Source organism: Sphingobacterium puteale, from assembly GCF_003627955.1.
Classification (GTDB): Bacteria; Bacteroidota; Bacteroidia; order Sphingobacteriales; family Sphingobacteriaceae; genus Sphingobacterium; species Sphingobacterium puteale.
In genome coordinates this window covers 92,592-109,564 of sequence record NZ_RBWS01000011.1, presented here as the reverse complement: position 1 = coordinate 109,564, position 16,973 = coordinate 92,592, and the positions used below count along the sequence as shown (strand labels likewise).

Sequence of the window (16,973 nt, the reverse complement as noted above, 5' to 3'; positions counted from 1 at the left end):
ATGCGACATACTACCCTATTTTTTACATTATTGGCCCTTTCTCTCGGATCGGCAGTTCCCCGGCTGAGCTATGCACAGCAGCTAAATACCGCAACGGCCACCGCTCATGAAGCCCGTATTCCGCTCAATCCGGACATTAAGACCGGGAAGCTTCCCAATGGCTTCCAATATTTTATCCTGCGCAATACCGAGCCCAAGGAGAGAGTATTATTTTATCTGGCCAATAAGGTCGGGTCACTGCAGGAAACAGACAAACAGCAGGGCCTCGCCCATTTCCTGGAGCACATGAACTTTAACGGCACTACCCATTTTCCGAAAAATGCCCTCGTTGATTATCTGCAAAAATCGGGCATTCGCTTTGGTGCCGATCTCAACGCGTATACCGGATTTGAGGAGACGGTATATCAATTGCCTCTGCCGACCACCGACCCCGAACTGTTAAAGCAGGGCTTGCTGATCATGCGCGACTGGGCAGACGGTGCATTACTTGAAGATGATGATATCGATCAGGAGCGTGGTGTTATTCTCGAAGAAAAACGGCAGCGCGGAGGGCTTTCGCAGCGGCTGCAGGAAAAGACATTTCCATTGCTGACCAACCAGTCCCGGTATGCTTACCGCATGCCCATCGGGACAGATGAAGTACTCAACAGCTTCAGACATGACGAAATACGGCAGTTTCACAGAAATTGGTACCGCCCTGAACTGCAGGCACTGATCGTCGTCGGCGATATCGATCCCGACGACATGGAACGGCAGATTATTGCCCAGTTTTCTGGACTAAAAAATCCAAAAAATGCGCCCCTGTCCAAGAGCTATCCGATTGCCCTGACTGGAAAAAAACAGTTTATGAAATTTACCGATCCCGAAGTCACGCAGACCTCCTTGCAGATCCTGTATAAACGGCAGGTCCAAAAGACACGAAAGCTGGCAGACTATAAAAATTCACTGGCCAAAGATTTCTACATTCAACTGACCAATATGCGCCTGGCCGAACAAACACGACGGTCACAGTCACCCTATCTTGCGGCCTCCCTGAGCAACGGTACGCTCGTGGGCAACCTGGAGACCAACAGCATACAGATCATGCCCAAGCCAGATAGCCTACAGTCCAGCATCCATGCCGTCTATCACACGCTGCGACAGATTGCCACATACGGATTTACAGCGACTGAGATTAACCGCTTAAAATCAGACTACCGAAGTATGCTGATCCAGAGCCTCAAAGAATATGACAAGACTGACTCTAAGTCCCATATGGACCAGATCCTGGCACATTACCTCAAAGATGAACCGGCTCCTTCATTCCGTTTCCTACAGCCGGTACTGCTCAAAGCCATCGATGAAATCAGCCCTTCCGATGTCCTGGCCCATGGCCGAGAATTTGAAGGACAAAGAGATCGCGATATGGTGCTGGTTTACGATGATGACCTCAAACAGATCCCCGGCGAAGCGGTATTGGACGGCTGGATCAACCTCGCGCTACAGCAGGATGTGAGTCCCTATCAGGAAGCGGCACTCGCCGACAAGCTATTGTCAGCGCTGCCGCAGCCGGGCAGCATCATCAGTGAAACGGACAATAAAACGGTGGGCACCCAGACCCTTGTGCTCAGCAATGGTGCAAAAGTGATCCTGAAGCCCACAACCCTAAAAAATGACGAGATCCTGCTGACTTCTTATAGCCCGGGAGGCTATTCACGCTATTCGCTTAAAGACTTCCAGTCCGCAACCAATGCGGCCAATATTGTGACAAGCAGCGGATTAGGTCCTTTCAACTCACTACAGCTCTCTCATTACCTCAATGGAAAAAACGCATCGGCGAGTCCCTTCATCAATGAGATCGGTGAAGGTATCAAGGCGCAGTCCAGCCGAGAAGATATGCAGACCGCATTTGAACTATTGTATGCTTATTTTACAGTGCCCAGACTCGACCGCGACATCAATAAAGCCAATCTCGAGAAGACAAAACTGTCACTGAAAAACCGGCATCAGCAGGCCAGTACATTCTTTACGGATTCGATTGCTGCAGTGCTCTACGACAACGATCCACGTAAGACCGGGCCCACCATTCAAAAAATTGAAGAGATTGATATCGACCGCGCATATGAGATCTACAAGGACCGATTTGCCGACGCTTCAGATTTCATCTTCGTCATCGTCGGCAACTTTGACCGTGCACTCATAGATCCTTATATCAAACAGTATCTGGCCACACTCCCGAGCCTCGGACGCAAAGAAAAATTTGTGGATAACGGTGCATATCCGCCGGCACAGGGGATCAGCCGGTCCATTTACAGAGGAAAAGAAGAAAAGTCCACAGTGGCCATGGCGTATCTGAGTACTTATGATGACTACAGCGAATACAACAACCTGCTGATGGATGCCCTTTCGAGTTGTCTCACCATCAAGCTGACTGAGCGGCTGCGCGAGAAAGAAGGCGGTATCTATTCCATCAGTGTATCTCCGTCACTGGCCAAAAATCCCAGAAAGCGGTTTGGCATGAATATCTCGTTTACCACCGCACCCGGACAGGTCGACAAATTGGTCGCAGCAGCCCTGGAAGAGATTGAGCTGATCCGCCAGCACGGTCCGTCCCAAGAAGATATCGATAAGTACATCGCCGAAAAATTGCTGGGCAGCAGTCAGCAGGTTCAATACAATGGCTTCTGGCTTTCCTACCTGCTCAGCAGCGCCGTTGACCAGCTCGACCCGTCGCGCGTTTTTAAGGAAAGTGATCTGATCCGGTCTATCACCGCCGAACAGGTGAAACAGCTCGCACAAAAATATTTACAGCCTGAGCACCTCTTTAGATTTACATTATATCCCCAAAAAGATTAAGTTGCTGTTGTTTGTTTAATTATATCCAAAAAGCCGTTTGAGTGTTCTCAAACGGCTTGCTTATTAGCGAACCCCATCTCCCCCCCAATTAATTCCCTGCCCGACACCTTTCCATCACATTTTTGTGTGATTCAATCGTCCAGCATTTCGGTAAGGTTACGGCAATGGCCAGCTGTGGGCATGAGCGCTGGCGTCCGATATGCATAAGGTGAAAAACATGTCTGCAATGATTTGTGCATATGGTGCACAATCACCTGAAAATATAATCGCTGTCACCTCTACCCGAAGTGGTTATGCCTACATTCGTATCATGAAAGAATAGATATCATTTAGCAAATTTCACAGCTATGAACAGCATCAGCGATTACGACAACTTTTTTCTTCCGGCAGATAACCTGGAAGAGGCAAAAGAATTTTATGGTAGGCAGCTTGGTCTGGAAGTCAAATTTGATTTTACGGACAAAGGAATGACAGCATTCCGGGTAGGCGCCAACGAGCCGGCAATTATCTTAAGCACCCGACATGCCCAGCCAACGATATGGTTTACGGTGGAAAGTGTAAAAACGGCCTACAAAGACCTTACATCCAGGGGCATATCATTTCTGAGTGAACCATTTGAGATTATGACTGGCTATGCCGTTGAATTCAATGATCCCTTTGGGAACAAACTAGGGCTGACAGATTATAGTAAAATGGGGCCATCGTCTTAAAGCTTATCAAAAAAAGAAACCGCGCCATCTCGCCCGCGCCGCGGTTGGCCCAGGCAAGGCATTATAATCCGAAAAGGTAAGGGTTTAAAAATAGAATAGCAATAAGCGAACCTGCCCTCCGCCGGCATCTCATAGAGGGCCTTCTGCAAAAGCAAGATCAACTGGCACTATCGGGAGGTAGCTACAAGGCACGATGCCATGCTCACAGAACCGAAAAAATTGGCCGATATGCTTATGACACTGGTCCATCTCGATCGTTAAGCATAAGGATCAGTGCCTATACCTTTCGAAGAATTCATAAGTTCGCAAGAGCTGATCGAGGCGTTGTCCGACATCTCCGGAGCGTGTGATCTCATGATCTGCGCCCGGATGTCGGACATATTCCGTATCACGCCCCAAATATTTGAGCTGTTTGTATAAAAAATCACTCTGCACAGGGCCTGTACGATTGTCCTGCTCCCCATGGAAAATAAGTAAAGGTGTTTTTATCTTCTCAGCATATGTTGTAGGCGATTGTGCTAAAAGGGCGTCCCGCATACCCTTTTCCCATGGAAATCCATCGAAATAGCGTTTCAACATCGGCCATACATTGGCGCTACCAAAAAAGACATGGAGATCATATACCCCACGCTGGCTGGACGCAGCGCAGAACCGGCTGTCATGCGCCAATATCCAGGTGGTTAGATATGCACCATAAGATCCGCCAGTGATAAACAGCTGCGCGCTGTCGACGACACCGGTCGCGAGCGACAGATCTACGGCCTTAAGCACATCACGTGATGGTCCAGGCCCCCAATCTTTAAAATTAGCTTTTAAAAAACTCTCCCCATAGCCACTCGAACCACGTGGGTTCGAAAACAATACCGCATAGCCACGTGCGCGAAAGTACTGATACTCATGCCACATACTGGCATCTGCGGGTCCGAACATGGAAGCTGGCCCACCGTGAATCTCGACCAAGAGCGGATAACGTTTGTCCGTCTGGTAATTTGCAGGCTTCAAGAGCCAATAGTCGACCTCCAGCCCTTTTTCATTTCGAAAACTGCTTTTCTGCGCTAGACCAATATTTTTTCCCGATAGCCATCCTGAATTGATCGCAGTAATGACAGTACTATTTTTAAAATCGGCGTCCGCACGGTACAGCTCTGATGGATTTGCGAAAGTGGTTTTGGTGTAGAAAGCTTCCTGACCATTTACCCAATAGTCACCGATCCCCTCTTCCACCGAACTCAGGGCGCGTATATCGCCGGTTTTTACATCCGCGCGATTTATGGTACGTCCGCCTCTATCCGAGGCAATAAAGTAGACTGATTTTTCATCCGCTGAAAACCGGATATTGCTCAAGCTACGATCTACAGCCAGGCGATTACCTTTCCAGTTTTGGGTATCATAGATAAACAATTCACCAACTGTCAATGAATTCTGCCGGCCTCGGTTCACGGCAACCCATTTTCCCGATGCGGATATCGCAGCCACCTGAAAACGATGGATGCTATCCCCCAAAATGACCTGCTTTTTTTTGGTAGATAGGTCAAATAAGACAAGATCAGTCGATGTTACACGGTCCGGATGAAGGTCATTTTCGGTCTCGACGCTCAAAAGCACCTTATTGTTTCCTAAAAATTCCGCTCCTGAATAGCTTCGAAAGCCCTGAGTTAAAGGCACGGGAGCTGTGTTGGCTGCTAGATCCAAGATGTACCAATGTGTGAAGTGGATTTCACCCGTCGTTGAATTTTCTGTCTGAAACTGCAACTTGTTGGTTACTTTGGCGATACCCTGCTGTTCATCATGTTTGAGATAGGCGATTATTTCCGCTAGACCGCCGTCACGATCTTCTTGTGCAGGCCCAGCTAATAAAGAGGCGTTATAGCTATCCGCTGGTTTTTCCGTCGACCATGCCGGTACTTGCCCTGCAGGATTGAAATCTTTACTTTTTACCAGCTCGCCAAGCGTAAAGCTACTTGATAAAAGTACCTTTGAACCGTCTGGGCTGAATCGTACAGTTCCCAGCCCCTGCTCCAGCTTGGTTAGCTGTTGAGGCTCTCGACCGTCTGATGGAAATAAAAAAAGCTGCGAACGTTTGTCACTTCCCTTGCCAACAGCCCATCTGCGTCCATCCGGGCTGTACAAGATTTGCGTAAATTTCTGCTCCACTTTCTGCGGATCAGCCTTTCCTGTCGATGCCGTATTGTTTACATACCAGATCGTTTCATAGCGAAAACCAGCATACTTGGTCGTATCTGCGACAATACCGCGCACGGCATACGCAAATTCGCTTCCGTCCGGTTTCACGTGTAGATCAACAATATTTTTTACGCGAACCAGATCACTCGCCACGATCAAACTATCCGTATCCGATGCCCTGGCAAAAGCTGGAGAAATTCCCCCCAGTAGCAGCAGACAAATTAAGTGATGCTTCAAGCGTTTGTATTGACTAGGTTTCATTGAGTTTTTCGATTAATTTTTGTGCAGAAATACGGGCTTTGCGCTGAATAAAATCAGCGTCGGTGTTGTCGCCAATTTCATAGACCAATGCTTCGGCATGATACGTTTTATACAAATAACTATAGGCCGTGAAGGTCGGCCCGCCTAAATATAGAGGCTTCACCAGCGGCTCATATCCTGGAATAGCTTCTTTGACTGCGGCTATCCAGGTGGGAATAAATCCCGGGAACCGGCTGGGCAAAGCAGGATCGACCGTGTAATAAATATCGCTTCCTGTAGAATGGAAATCGATGGCAAAATAAAGCTCGCGGCCCTCCTGCTCGATTTCCCGTTTAAAATAATCGCGCAGTGCCACAGTCTCGGGCTGGTTAAATTCGGCCCAGTCCCGGTTGAGGTCAACACCATTTGCATTGGCACGCCAATGCCCCAGGTCCACTCCGTCAGGATTAACGAGGGGGATCAGGTAAATACGATAGTTCTCTCGAAACCGCTTCGCATCTTCGCTGTTGCCCAAGAGGTATTCGACAAAGCTGGCGTAGGCATAATGCCCTGTAATTTCGGGTGGATGCTGTCTTCCGAGGACTGTGATGGCCTTTTTGCTTTGTGGGTTACCCGCTAAATATACGTTAATTGGCTTACCAAGCGCCGTTTTACCCACTTCCTTTTTCTGTATCTGAACAGCAAGATTTACACCTTCAATCCAGCTATAGACTGCTTTCGACGGAATATTTGCCTGTGCCGAGATCCATGTTCTCTTACTGGAGATCGGTAAGTCAAAAGAAGCACCGAGGATCTTATTCCAGTTCGTTCCGTCTATGCTCACTTTCGGGTCGTAACGATGGCGCACGCCGGCGGGATAGTCAAGCTGGATTTTTATCGTCGTATCGCGGGCGGACCAGACCTGAAATCCATACCAGGGACTAGGGTTTATTGGCGTGCGTTCCGGCGCGACTTGCAGATGGTATACGCCGTCGGCGGATTTCGCCAAGCCATTCAATCGGGCACCGTCATAATCATTGCTAAAAAAGACGCGTTGATCCAATGTGAACGTGCCGCGTTCCTGTTTGACGATAGCTTGGGATTTGGTCGATTCATAGCTAATCGGATTCTGCCCTTTAAAATCCTTTTTCAGTCCGCCGATCTCAGTTTTCCCTGAATTAAACAAACTGTCCAACACCTTGCCCAGTTCTTCGCCACGGACATTCCTGGCTATGATTATCCCCTTATCGTCCACCAAAAAATTGGCGGGAATTGCCCGAACAGCATAGGTAGCCGCAATTTCACTGTTCCAGTATTTTAATTCGGAGACATGCTGCCAGGTCAGGTGATCGTCGGCAATACCTTTGAGCCAAGCTTCTTTCTTCTTATCCAGTGAAATGGCATAAATTTCAAAGCCCTGGGATTTATATTTTTGATAATTGGCCACAATATTAGGATTTTCTTTCCGGCAAGGGGGGCACCAGGAAGCCCAAAAATCAATCAATGTATATTTCCCCAAATGATCGTAGAGCGCCTGCGGGTTGCCATCAGGGTCATTGGCGACAATAGCGGGGGCTTTCTTGCCTACAGCTACCTGCCGCGTCACGGCGATGATTTTGCGGAGATCCTGTATATAACGCGATTTCTGCTGAGGTCCGGAGAGCAGGGCGATATGCGCTTCCAGTTCTTCCGGAGACAATCGATAAGACCATTCTCTGTAAAGGAGGTAGCTTGAAACGATATTATCCGGATATTTTTGGATGAAGGATCGTATATCGGGTTTGCGCTGTGCCCGATATTCGTCAAAGAGTTCCTGGCTTTTCGACCCAGATAACGATACAACCGTTCTGTTGTCATCTTTTGCATCGATGGTTACTTGATTATTTCCGGCATCCAGAAAAACATAGCTTGGTATAACATCCCGCTGTGTAGAAATGCCATATAAATCTGGCAGGGGAAGTTGCTTCCGGAACGAAAAGGAGCCCTTTTTTACCTGAGCGGAATCAATCACTGTAAATATTTTGTTTTCAAAACGTTGCAGATAAACAAAAGGCACATCGCCATTCTTGACCGTTCCTTTGAGTGATAATATCTGTTGTTGTGCCTGTAAAGCTCCGCTACTGGCCAGCAGTAAAGGAATAAGGAGTTTGCTTGTCTTGTTCATGCTCGACTCGTTTAATTAAAAAGTTTATTTGTCGCCAATTCTGTATTAGGCGCTGGAAAAATATAGTTCTGGGCTGTTGTGGGGACTGCAGGTGTCTGTATATTCGCGTCACCTTTTGCAGGCAGCTCTTTCAATTGACGGAGCAAATCGTGCCCCCGCACCCCCTCACCCAGCAATTCAATTCGTCGTTCTTTGGCAATGGCTTCCAAGATAGAAGTTTTACTAGACAGCACTATACCTGGAAATACAAAACTTGCATCGGACCTTTGGTGCACGGCCTGCAAAAGTGCACCGGCAAGGGAAAGCTCCTCCTGCTGCGCAGCAGCTTCTGCATAATTTAACAAGACCTCAGCATAGCGAATAACCGGAATATAGTCTACATAAGGTGAGGCCTTAGCGTATTTTTTCAAATACTGTTTGTCCCCATTGGCCTGAAGCAGGTTTCGCCTTTTGTCTACCGCTCCCCATTGTATGTCGTTTAAAATGCCACTTGGATTAAGATAATATTCTTTATTGACCAGATAGACATAGCCTATCGCGGACTGTCCCGAAAGCGCATCTGTTGTGCTCGCCGGCATACTGAGAATGGATTCTGTCGTGGTATAATTGCCCCCAAAAATCGTTGTAATATCCGACTGTAGCTCATGCGTAACACCTTGCTGCGCCTTAAATGGTGCAATTTGCTGCGGGACGATCTTTTTTGCTTCCTCCCGTACCTTTGCATAATTATTGATCGTCAGGTAAACCCTGGTTTTGAATGCCCGGGCGGTATTTTTATGCGCCCGCGTTGTATTGAGCAGTGCGGTTGAATAATTGTCCGGCAAATCCTTTTCAGCCTCATCGAGATCGCTCAAGATCTGTTTGTACACCTGTGCAACCGTACTGCGGGCCAGATCATTGTTGTTTCCGTCGACCTCAGCCTGCAGACGTAATGGTAGTCCCGGCGATGCGCCCTGATCTTTGTTGTAGGGTTGCGCAAATACCGTCACCAGACTAAAATAAGATACTGCACGCAAGAACTTTGCTTCTGCAATATAAGCTTTGGAAAGTTCAGTGCCGATGACTTCAGTTCCGGGACTAAGGGCAGCAATCAGGATATTCGCACCGTTAATCGTGGTATAAGCCGCAGACCAGAGGTTGTTGATATCATTGGATCCCGAACTGTAGGAATTGTTCCAGCTTTCATAGGCTGTATAGCTATTGGCCGTGACATTGATAAAATCCTCGCCACGGACATCCTGGTACAGGAGATAACGTCCACCATACAAACTGGCTGCTTTTAAACTTTTATAAATGCCATTGACAACCCCCTCGATCCGAGCAGGTGTATCAAAGACGTTTTTATCCGATATAGATGTAGTCGGCACAGGAAATAATCCGTCATCCCTTTTGCAGGAGTTCAGGGTAGCTACCAAAAATAATGCGCTGACTAAGTAGAGATTTCTTTTCGTATTAATTTTCATGTTTTCAGATTTTTAGAATGAGACATTTAAACCAGCGGTCCAGGTACGCCCCTGTCCGATCGAGTTTTTTTCCACGCCGATGGAGGTATTGGAATTTCCGTTGGAAGAAGACTCCGGATCTGTCCCCGAATACCCCGTGATCAAGAAAAGATTCGACGCCTGACCATAGATCCGAATACTGGAAACTCCGATCTTATTAAACAGGTTACCCCGAAGTGTGTAGCCCAGCGTTAACTGTTGCAACCGTAGGAAATCAGCTTTCTCGGCATTTTGATCGATGGAAAATCCAGCAGAACCATTTGAGATCACATCGTTATAGACCAGGCGAGGTATGTCCGTCTGCTGCCCTGCCGTCGTCCATCGATTGAGCACTTCGACCGAATTGTTGTAAAAACGCTGATCCAGTAGCGTACCTCTTGTACCGTTCATGACTTTATTGCCACCTGCAAAGGTGAAATTGACCGCAGCATCAAAAGCTTTATAGCGGAATGAATTATTAAAGCCGCCGTAGTAAGTTGGCAGTGCTGTCCCCAAGACCTGATAGTCAGCTACCGTGATCGGACTGGCAACGCGGCCGTCCAGATAAGTCCAATTGCTCTGTCCTGAAGCCACTGCAGCACTGTATTGTACACGCTCGCCATTTTTATTGATAAATATCCGCTGCCCATTTTCAGGATTTACGCCATCGGTGACTGCACCGTACAAGCTACCCACCGCGTACCCCACCCGCGTAATGTTGTTGGCTTCCGTGGTAGTATGCGTATAACCAATGATATCAGCGTTGCCATCAGACAGGGCTGTGACCTTATTTTTTACATGCGTAAAATTAAGCGATGCATTCCAGGTAAAATCCCTTTTTTTGACGATATCACCACTGATCGCAAATTCGATCCCGCGGTTATACATGCTGCCGACATTTTTAAGAATACTGTTACCTGGAATACCTTTTGATGGCGACTGCGGCACATCCAGAATAAGTCCATTCACATTGTTTCTAAAGTAATCGACATCCACATGCAGGCGCTTTTGGGCTAAGTCCAAGCTCAGCCCAAAATTAGTCTGTTCGGAAGTCTCCCAGCCCAGATCCGGATCACCCGCCTGCGACATGCTCCAGGTAGGCGCTGTTCCATAGAGCGATGAGCTATAGAGATTGAGTGATTCATAAGCCGAAAGATTTCCATTGCCGACCTTACCCCAGCTCCCCCGGAAACGCAAGTCGCCCAGTAGATTTGCCAAGCTGCTATTCTTATAGAAATCCTCTTCAAAAACAGACCAGCCCAGCGACACGCCACCAAAATCACCATACTTGCTGTTTGCTCCCAAAGCCGAATTACCATCCCTTCTAAAATTGGCCGTCAGGAAATAGCGCTTGTTGTAGTTGTAAGTGGCACGGACAAAAGTAGAGCGGTAGAAACGCTCCGTAACGCTCCCACCAGCCCCGGATAGTGTTGTCCAATTGCCCTGAAAGTTTTCAAAAAACGGATCAGAGGCGTTGTTTTGCGATGCATTCCAGCTATCGTTGTCATATTTTTGAATATCGTAGCCCGCTAACAGCGTCAGGGCATGCTTTTCGGCAAACACCTGATCATAGCTTAGGCTGTTGGTAAAATTCCAGTTGTTGCGCAGGCTGCTCACATTGGTGACCGATCCACCATTGGTATAGCCCGATGAGCCTAGATTGGGGCTCAAATACGTTTTGGTAGTGGACAGGTTACGGTCTACCGCATAGGTCGTGGTGAATTTTAAGTTTTTCAACAGATTGAGCGAGGCATGCAGGTTTCCCAAGATATGATCGTTGCCAGTCGTGTATTTGCTGTAGGCAAATAATGCTTCAGGATTGTAAAGTGTGTTCGTAAACAAGTTGGCTCCGGGACCTAACAAACCCGTGCTGCTTAAATTGTAGCTACCGTCATCTTTATATGCTGAAACATTTGGCGGCAATACCAGCGCCAATCGAGCGCCACCGATCAACAGCAGCTGGCTGCTGGGCAAGGAACCCGAATTTTTGGCGTCGTTGAAGGTATTGTTATAGGTCAGGTTACTACCAAGGGAAAACCAATCGTTAACTTTATGCTCTATATTAAACCGCAGGCCTTTGCGGTCGAAGCTGTTTTTAGCAAAAAAACCTTCCTGGTCCGAGTAATTTCCCGAAAAATAATACTGTGTATTTGCGTTGGCTCCGCTTACGGCGAGGCTATGGTTGTGGCTATAGCCGGTATTATAGACATGATCGTACCAATTCGTTTCAACCAGCTTGTCATTCGCGTCGTACTGCGGGAAGAAAAGCGCACTCGCCACCTTATCGTTGGTACCGTTTCCTGACAAGATCTTGTTGTTCAATACAGCTTCATTTTTGATATCAATATACTGACTGGCATTCAGCAGCTTAGGCAAACGTGTCGCGGATACCGCAGAACCCCAGACGTCGTAGGTGACTTTTGCGCGGCCCTGTTTACCTTTTTTGGTCGTTACGATCAGTACACCGCCTGCTGCCCTTGAACCATAGATTGATGTAGAAGCCGCATCTTTCAAGACATCAATTGATTCGATATCCGAGGGATTGATATCCGCCAGCGGATTGTTGGCCACATTGGATGTACCAATATTACCCGTATTGACGGGAATACCATCGATGACGATCAAAGGATACGAACTGAGGGATATCGAATTCAGGCCCCGCACCCGTATCACAGGCGGATTATTGAGCAATCCATTCGGCAAAGATATACTCACCCCTGAGGCTTTTCCTGCCAGGGCCTGGTCAAAACTCTGTACGGGAATATCTTTGATTGCTTCTGCGGAGATCGTTGATGCTGCCCCCGTAAAGTCCTTTCGTTTTTGGGTCCCATAGCCCACGACGACGACTTCTTCTAGCGTACGGTCCTCACGCAGCAGACGTACAGTGTCCCCTTGTTCTTCAATAAGGACGATTTGCTCTTTATAACCGACAGATGAGACGACGACTCGTGCAGGTAGCTTTTGTCCAGTGACAAAAGCAAAGTTGCCCTTTCGGTCTGTGGTCACAGCATGCGTAACACCATAAAGCTTAACTGTAGCGCCTTCAATAGGCTGGCCGTTCTCGGCATCAACCACCTGTCCTCGGAAGGACGCATTTATAATCGTTTTTGGAGTATCCTGCGCATAAGTGACCAATGGCTGTTCTGCCAGTCCCGCCAATAATAGGTACGCCGAATAGTATAGTATTCTTCTCTTATTCATAGGTAGAATCGTTTAGTTTAAAAATAGATGTACTGGCCATAAACATGTTTATAGCAAAAGGATAAGGAGCAATACCAGAATTATTGCCTTATTTATCAAGAGTTGGAGAATTGTACTAGCTACACATTCGAGGCGCAGAGCACGCGCTATGAGCTTTTGGAAAAGATAGATTACTTACTTTGAAAAGGTGGTTTAGATAATGCTGTTTCATTTTTACTTTGTTTAAATAGTGATTAGATCGTCGCCAACGCCAATTGAAACTACGATTAAGCAAATGTAAGCATTAAAATAAATAATGTATACTAAAATAGTAGATTTTTTTTATTCATTGTTATGTCGTGCTGCCGAGGAGGACCAAAAGCCACGGATTTATTTTTTGTTGAACTTTTTGTACGGAATTTTGTTCAATTCTTAAAAAGAAAGCATGAAAGCACAAATCGGACTGATTATCACGGCAGTTGCTGGAGCAGCATTACTCGTATACAGACGCTGGAAAGAAGGTACTATACAAGAATCAACAGAAAAAACAGATCGCAGACAGACAGGCAATCTAACAAACCCACCTTCTTGGTACCGCCCGCTTAAAATGCCCGAAATCGACAACATGGATATTGTATCATTGCAATATGCTCCCGTCAGGGTATCGCCCGACAGAAATGATTCGGCGCAAGGGATTAAAAAAAATATTTCGTATTACCACAAAGGTAATAGACATCAATAAGGTAGTCATACAAAACCTTATTGATATCTTACTATCTTATTATTATCCCGAAATATTAGACAACAAACATAGCTACAACTAATTACGATAATTATTTATTTTTTTACTTAACCTGACTACAGGCTAGCGTAGCATTGTAAAAACAGCGCATTATCGTTCCAGTTCTTTCAGGTATTCGATCATGGCATCAAGGCTTTGCAATAGCTTTTCACCTTCAAATCCCACCTTTCGAAAACGAATGTTTCCTTTTTTATCCAGGATTAGCGTTGTCGGAATGGACGTTATCTCCAACTTGCTACTGAGCTTTTTATCTTGGTTGTAATAAAATGGAAAGTCAAATTGGGGATTGGCCTGTGCCCATTTGTACGCATCGTCCCAGCTATTTCCACTGCCCGAATTGAGTACAACGAATTTAACCTGCGGGTCGTCCACATATTTTTTGTAAACCTGATGCAAATAGGGAAAAGAGGCAATGCAGGGCTTACACCAAGTGGCCCAGAAATCTATGATGACAATCTTGTCTTTGAATTCCGCTTTAAGCAACGGCTTTTTGTCCATATCTACTATGCTGATGTCTTCTGGAAAAGGCGTATTGCCGATGATTTTCTTAAACTCCTCATAATAGCCCTGTTTCCATTGCTTGTCAAGCTTGCTAAAATAAGCTTGCCGTTCAGCAGCATTGCCCATCCCTGTTTTAACGAGCGCGCTGTCGAGAAACTGCCGGATCTGTGGGTCAAAAGGAGCATGCCGATAGGCTGCCCCCAACAGGGGTATAGCACTTTCTGGATCATTCCACTGCTGATACTGCAGGGCAACGGCTCGCAGTAGTGCAGCCGATTGAAGTGTAGGGATGCTTTTGGCAAACCATTCTCGGGCAGCTTCGGGCTGATTTAACTGCGCGGTTATCAGTCCCTGATTGGCCATTAGTTCAGCTTTTATCGCCCTGAGCTTATCGGCTTTGGCCGGATCATGGGCCACCAGATATCCCGTTTCCGGAAAAAAGCGTATTAGACTCACCGGATAAGCCGCGACACTGTCAAGCAGATATAAATTGAGTTTGGACGCCTCTTGCAGCATCAGCTTATGATCCAATAGCAACTGTACATAGTCATTGTATGCACGCCATTTGTAGGGATCTTGTTCCCAACGGGTAATCAGGGGCAGGTATTTCCGGGCCTTTACGCTGTCGCCGTGCCGCACGTAATAGCTAAAAAGATATTCGTAAGCGCTGCCATAGGCTGCCTCATTATCGGCCGTTTTGAGGGAAAGAAGCTCCCCTATCTTGGCGACCACAGTGGCGGAATCCTGCTCACGGAGCAATTTATTGAGCCGGTAAGCGATGCCGATCTTCTTGTCGGGAAACTCCTTGATCACGACCTGGCGGATCGAATCCACTTTTTGGTTTTGACCGAGTATCAGATAACCCATGGTTACCTTGTTGAGGTTACCTTCAACGAGTGGATTGCTTCGGAATTTTTTCTCCACCACCGCTAAGCCCTTTTTCAACAGCTGTGCCTGCTGGGCCGGACTACCTTTTTTCATTTGTAGCGCAATCAGACGGAGCTGTGCCTCATAATTTTCAGGATACAATCTCAACTCTTTGTTGAGGTAATATTCCTGTGTAGCAACAATATGATCCGAGGTTTTATCCTGGACCGGTATGCTGTACGATTTTCCCAGGTAATTACCGGCGATCAGTTTCCCATTTTTATAAACGTAGATCTCATATTGACTGCTGTCGCTTGCCTGCTGTACAAATTTCTTATCCTTGTCGGCGATCGTAAAGCAGGAAAAGTTGGCATAGGCAGGCAGTTTAAAACGTACACGCCACAGTCCACCTTCTAGCTGCATGGGCATCCGGCTGGGGAATTCATAAAAATTGGAATAGTTAAAATCCACGAAAAATGGCCCTGCCTTAGGAGCAGCAGCAGATTTAGCGGGATCAAAGCTGATGGTTACCGTATCACCGGCCGCTGCTTTTTCCGGCCGTATGCTGACTTGCGCCTGCAAGAGCAGGCTTGCCTGTAGCAACACAAGCAGCAAGGCATGTCTGAATAGCTTAATCATTTTGTTGGAGGTTGGCATTTGTCAATAAAATAGTGCTGGCGATTGGTATTTTAGTGTCACTTTCACTAAATTCTGTTTTGACCGTTGAAAGTACAGGCAGCGCTCTGTTTGTGCGGACCAGGTCAAACCAACGGTGGCCCCATTCGCCGAGCAGTTCCAGCTGGCGTTCTTTTTCGAGCGCCAGGGCGATGCTTGCTTTGTCCATCGTTTGTGGCAATGCTGCGAGGCCTGCACGCTCACGTATCTGATTGATATCCTGCAGAGCCGCCTGCAACTTATTTTGGTTGAGCCGCGCTTCAGCACGGATCAGATACTGCTCGGCAAGGCGTAGCACCGTATTGTATTCGGTCACAGGTGCGCCTGTGCGCACCTTGTACTTATAGGGCATATACAGCGTTTTATTACTGACGACATAAGGCTTTAACCACATCGCTTTACGTAAGTCATTCTCTTCATAGGCCGCCACGGTGCTATCGTACACCTGATAGTAACTCCGTGCTGTCGCTGCTGCCGGAACAATGCTGAAACCTTCCCAGGTATTGACCCCGGCAGTAGAAAGATTCACGGTCTGCAGTTGCCAGATAGCCTCTTTGCTTGTTTTCAAAAAAACAGTATTGAGATCACGCGACAGTTCGTATTGATTATCGTTGATAACTTTATCAGCCGTCGCTTCGGCATTGGCCCAGTCGGCCTGATAAAGATACACCCTGGCCAATAGCGCGTCAACCGCTTTTCTATTGGGGCGGGTACGCTCATTCCCCTGATAGTCCTCAGAAATATCGGCAGCCGCTTTCTTCAGATCATCCACCATGAATGCATAGAGCTCTTCACGGGAGGCCGGACCTTTCTGATTGTTGCCATCCAGGTCTTTGGTATCCGTGATCAAGGGCACCTTATTGAATAGGTTGCTCAGGTAAAAATAATTGAACACCCGCGCAAAACGGGCCTCAGCCGATAGCTGTGCCTTTACCCTGCTGCTGAGTGCCGAAGCTTCCAGCCCCTCGATAATCTTATTGCTGTGATTGATATAGCCATAAGGTTGCGACCAGAGCCGATCGAGATAAGAGGTCGCCGGACTTAGTTTATTGTATCTGTACTCATCATAGCTCGTAAAAGCCGAGTAGTAATCGTCGGCAAGACTGGAAAGTACAATGGTCATCAGGCCACTGGCAAACTGGTTGTTGTAGTTGTTCATACTGGTATAGAGGCCGCTCACCGTTGCTGTGGCCGTTTTTTCGTCACTGAAAGCCGACTCTGCCGCCACTTCTGTCTTGGGGGGGGCCACCTCCAGAAATTTATTGCAGGATAGGTTCATCAGTGGTGCTGCAAAAAGGCTGTAGATGATATATTTGTTCATGGTATAAGTCTTT

At 47.1% G+C, this 16,973-nt stretch carries 9 protein-coding genes; 3 read left to right on the top strand and 6 right to left on the bottom strand.

The window, feature by feature from the left end; translation table 11 throughout:
- Positions 1 to 2,835, top strand: a complete 2,835-nt coding sequence (locus D7322_RS15420; protein WP_121125186.1) for a M16 family metallopeptidase — start codon at positions 1 to 3, stop codon at positions 2,833 to 2,835.
- 347 nt (positions 2,836 to 3,182) lie between these two features.
- A complete protein-coding gene (locus tag D7322_RS15415; protein ID WP_183078718.1) occupies positions 3,183 to 3,545 on the top strand; it encodes a VOC family protein in 363 nt (120 codons plus the stop codon).
- Between the two features lie 270 nt (positions 3,546 to 3,815).
- Here the strand turns inward: D7322_RS15415 and D7322_RS15410 are convergent, their stop codons facing one another.
- From D7322_RS15410 to D7322_RS15395, 4 genes are read right to left on the bottom strand one after another with little or no spacing between them, the layout of a single operon-like run.
- Positions 3,816 to 5,990, bottom strand: a complete 2,175-nt coding sequence (locus tag D7322_RS15410; RefSeq protein WP_121125185.1) for a S9 family peptidase — start codon at positions 5,988 to 5,990, stop codon at positions 3,816 to 3,818.
- Positions 5,980 to 8,133 (bottom strand): M14 family zinc carboxypeptidase, encoded by a 2,154-nt coding sequence (locus D7322_RS28470; protein ID WP_183078717.1) that lies wholly within the window; start codon positions 8,131 to 8,133, stop codon positions 5,980 to 5,982. Before D7322_RS28470 ends, D7322_RS15410 begins: the two co-directional genes overlap by 11 nt.
- Before the next feature lie 11 nt (positions 8,134 to 8,144).
- Positions 8,145 to 9,596, bottom strand: coding sequence for a RagB/SusD family nutrient uptake outer membrane protein (locus D7322_RS15400; protein WP_121125184.1), 1,452 nt, complete (start codon positions 9,594 to 9,596; stop codon positions 8,145 to 8,147).
- Positions 9,597 to 9,608: 12 nt separating this feature from the next.
- Positions 9,609 to 12,815, bottom strand: a complete 3,207-nt coding sequence (locus tag D7322_RS15395) for a SusC/RagA family TonB-linked outer membrane protein (RefSeq protein WP_121125183.1) — start codon at positions 12,813 to 12,815, stop codon at positions 9,609 to 9,611.
- Between the two features lie 424 nt (positions 12,816 to 13,239).
- Here D7322_RS15395 and D7322_RS15390 point away from each other — a divergent pair, with 424 nt between their 5' ends.
- Complete coding sequence (locus D7322_RS15390) at positions 13,240 to 13,536, top strand: hypothetical protein (protein ID WP_121125182.1); 297 nt, start codon at positions 13,240 to 13,242, stop codon at positions 13,534 to 13,536.
- A 150-nt stretch (positions 13,537 to 13,686) separates the two neighbouring features.
- Here the strand turns inward: D7322_RS15390 and D7322_RS15385 are convergent, their stop codons facing one another.
- A complete protein-coding gene (locus D7322_RS15385; RefSeq protein ID WP_183078716.1) occupies positions 13,687 to 15,603 on the bottom strand; it encodes a TlpA disulfide reductase family protein in 1,917 nt (638 codons plus the stop codon).
- On the bottom strand, positions 15,596 to 16,960 hold the full coding sequence (locus tag D7322_RS15380; protein ID WP_183078715.1) for a RagB/SusD family nutrient uptake outer membrane protein: 1,365 nt from the start codon (positions 16,958 to 16,960) through the stop codon (positions 15,596 to 15,598). The genes D7322_RS15385 and D7322_RS15380 overlap by 8 nt, the downstream gene beginning before the upstream one ends.
- Positions 16,961 to 16,973 lie beyond the last annotated feature (13 nt).

Bases quoted from the DNA above. Each gene is read 5' to 3' on its own strand.
- D7322_RS28470 (WP_183078717.1), bottom strand. From the start codon at position 8,133: ATGAACAAGACAAGCAAACTCCTTATTCCTTTACTGCTGGCCAGTAGC.
- D7322_RS15395 (WP_121125183.1), bottom strand. From the start codon at position 12,815: ATGAATAAGAGAAGAATACTATACTATTCGGCGTACCTATTATTGGCG.
- D7322_RS15390 (WP_121125182.1), top strand. From the start codon at position 13,240: ATGAAAGCACAAATCGGACTGATTATCACGGCAGTTGCTGGAGCAGCA.
- D7322_RS15420 (WP_121125186.1), top strand. From the start codon at position 1: ATGCGACATACTACCCTATTTTTTACATTATTGGCCCTTTCTCTCGGA.
- D7322_RS15415 (WP_183078718.1), top strand. From the start codon at position 3,183: ATGAACAGCATCAGCGATTACGACAACTTTTTTCTTCCGGCAGATAAC.
- D7322_RS15400 (WP_121125184.1), bottom strand. From the start codon at position 9,596: ATGAAAATTAATACGAAAAGAAATCTCTACTTAGTCAGCGCATTATTT.
- D7322_RS15385 (WP_183078716.1), bottom strand. From the start codon at position 15,603: ATGATTAAGCTATTCAGACATGCCTTGCTGCTTGTGTTGCTACAGGCA.
- D7322_RS15380 (WP_183078715.1), bottom strand. From the start codon at position 16,960: ATGAACAAATATATCATCTACAGCCTTTTTGCAGCACCACTGATGAAC.
- D7322_RS15410 (WP_121125185.1), bottom strand. From the start codon at position 5,990: ATGAAACCTAGTCAATACAAACGCTTGAAGCATCACTTAATTTGTCTG.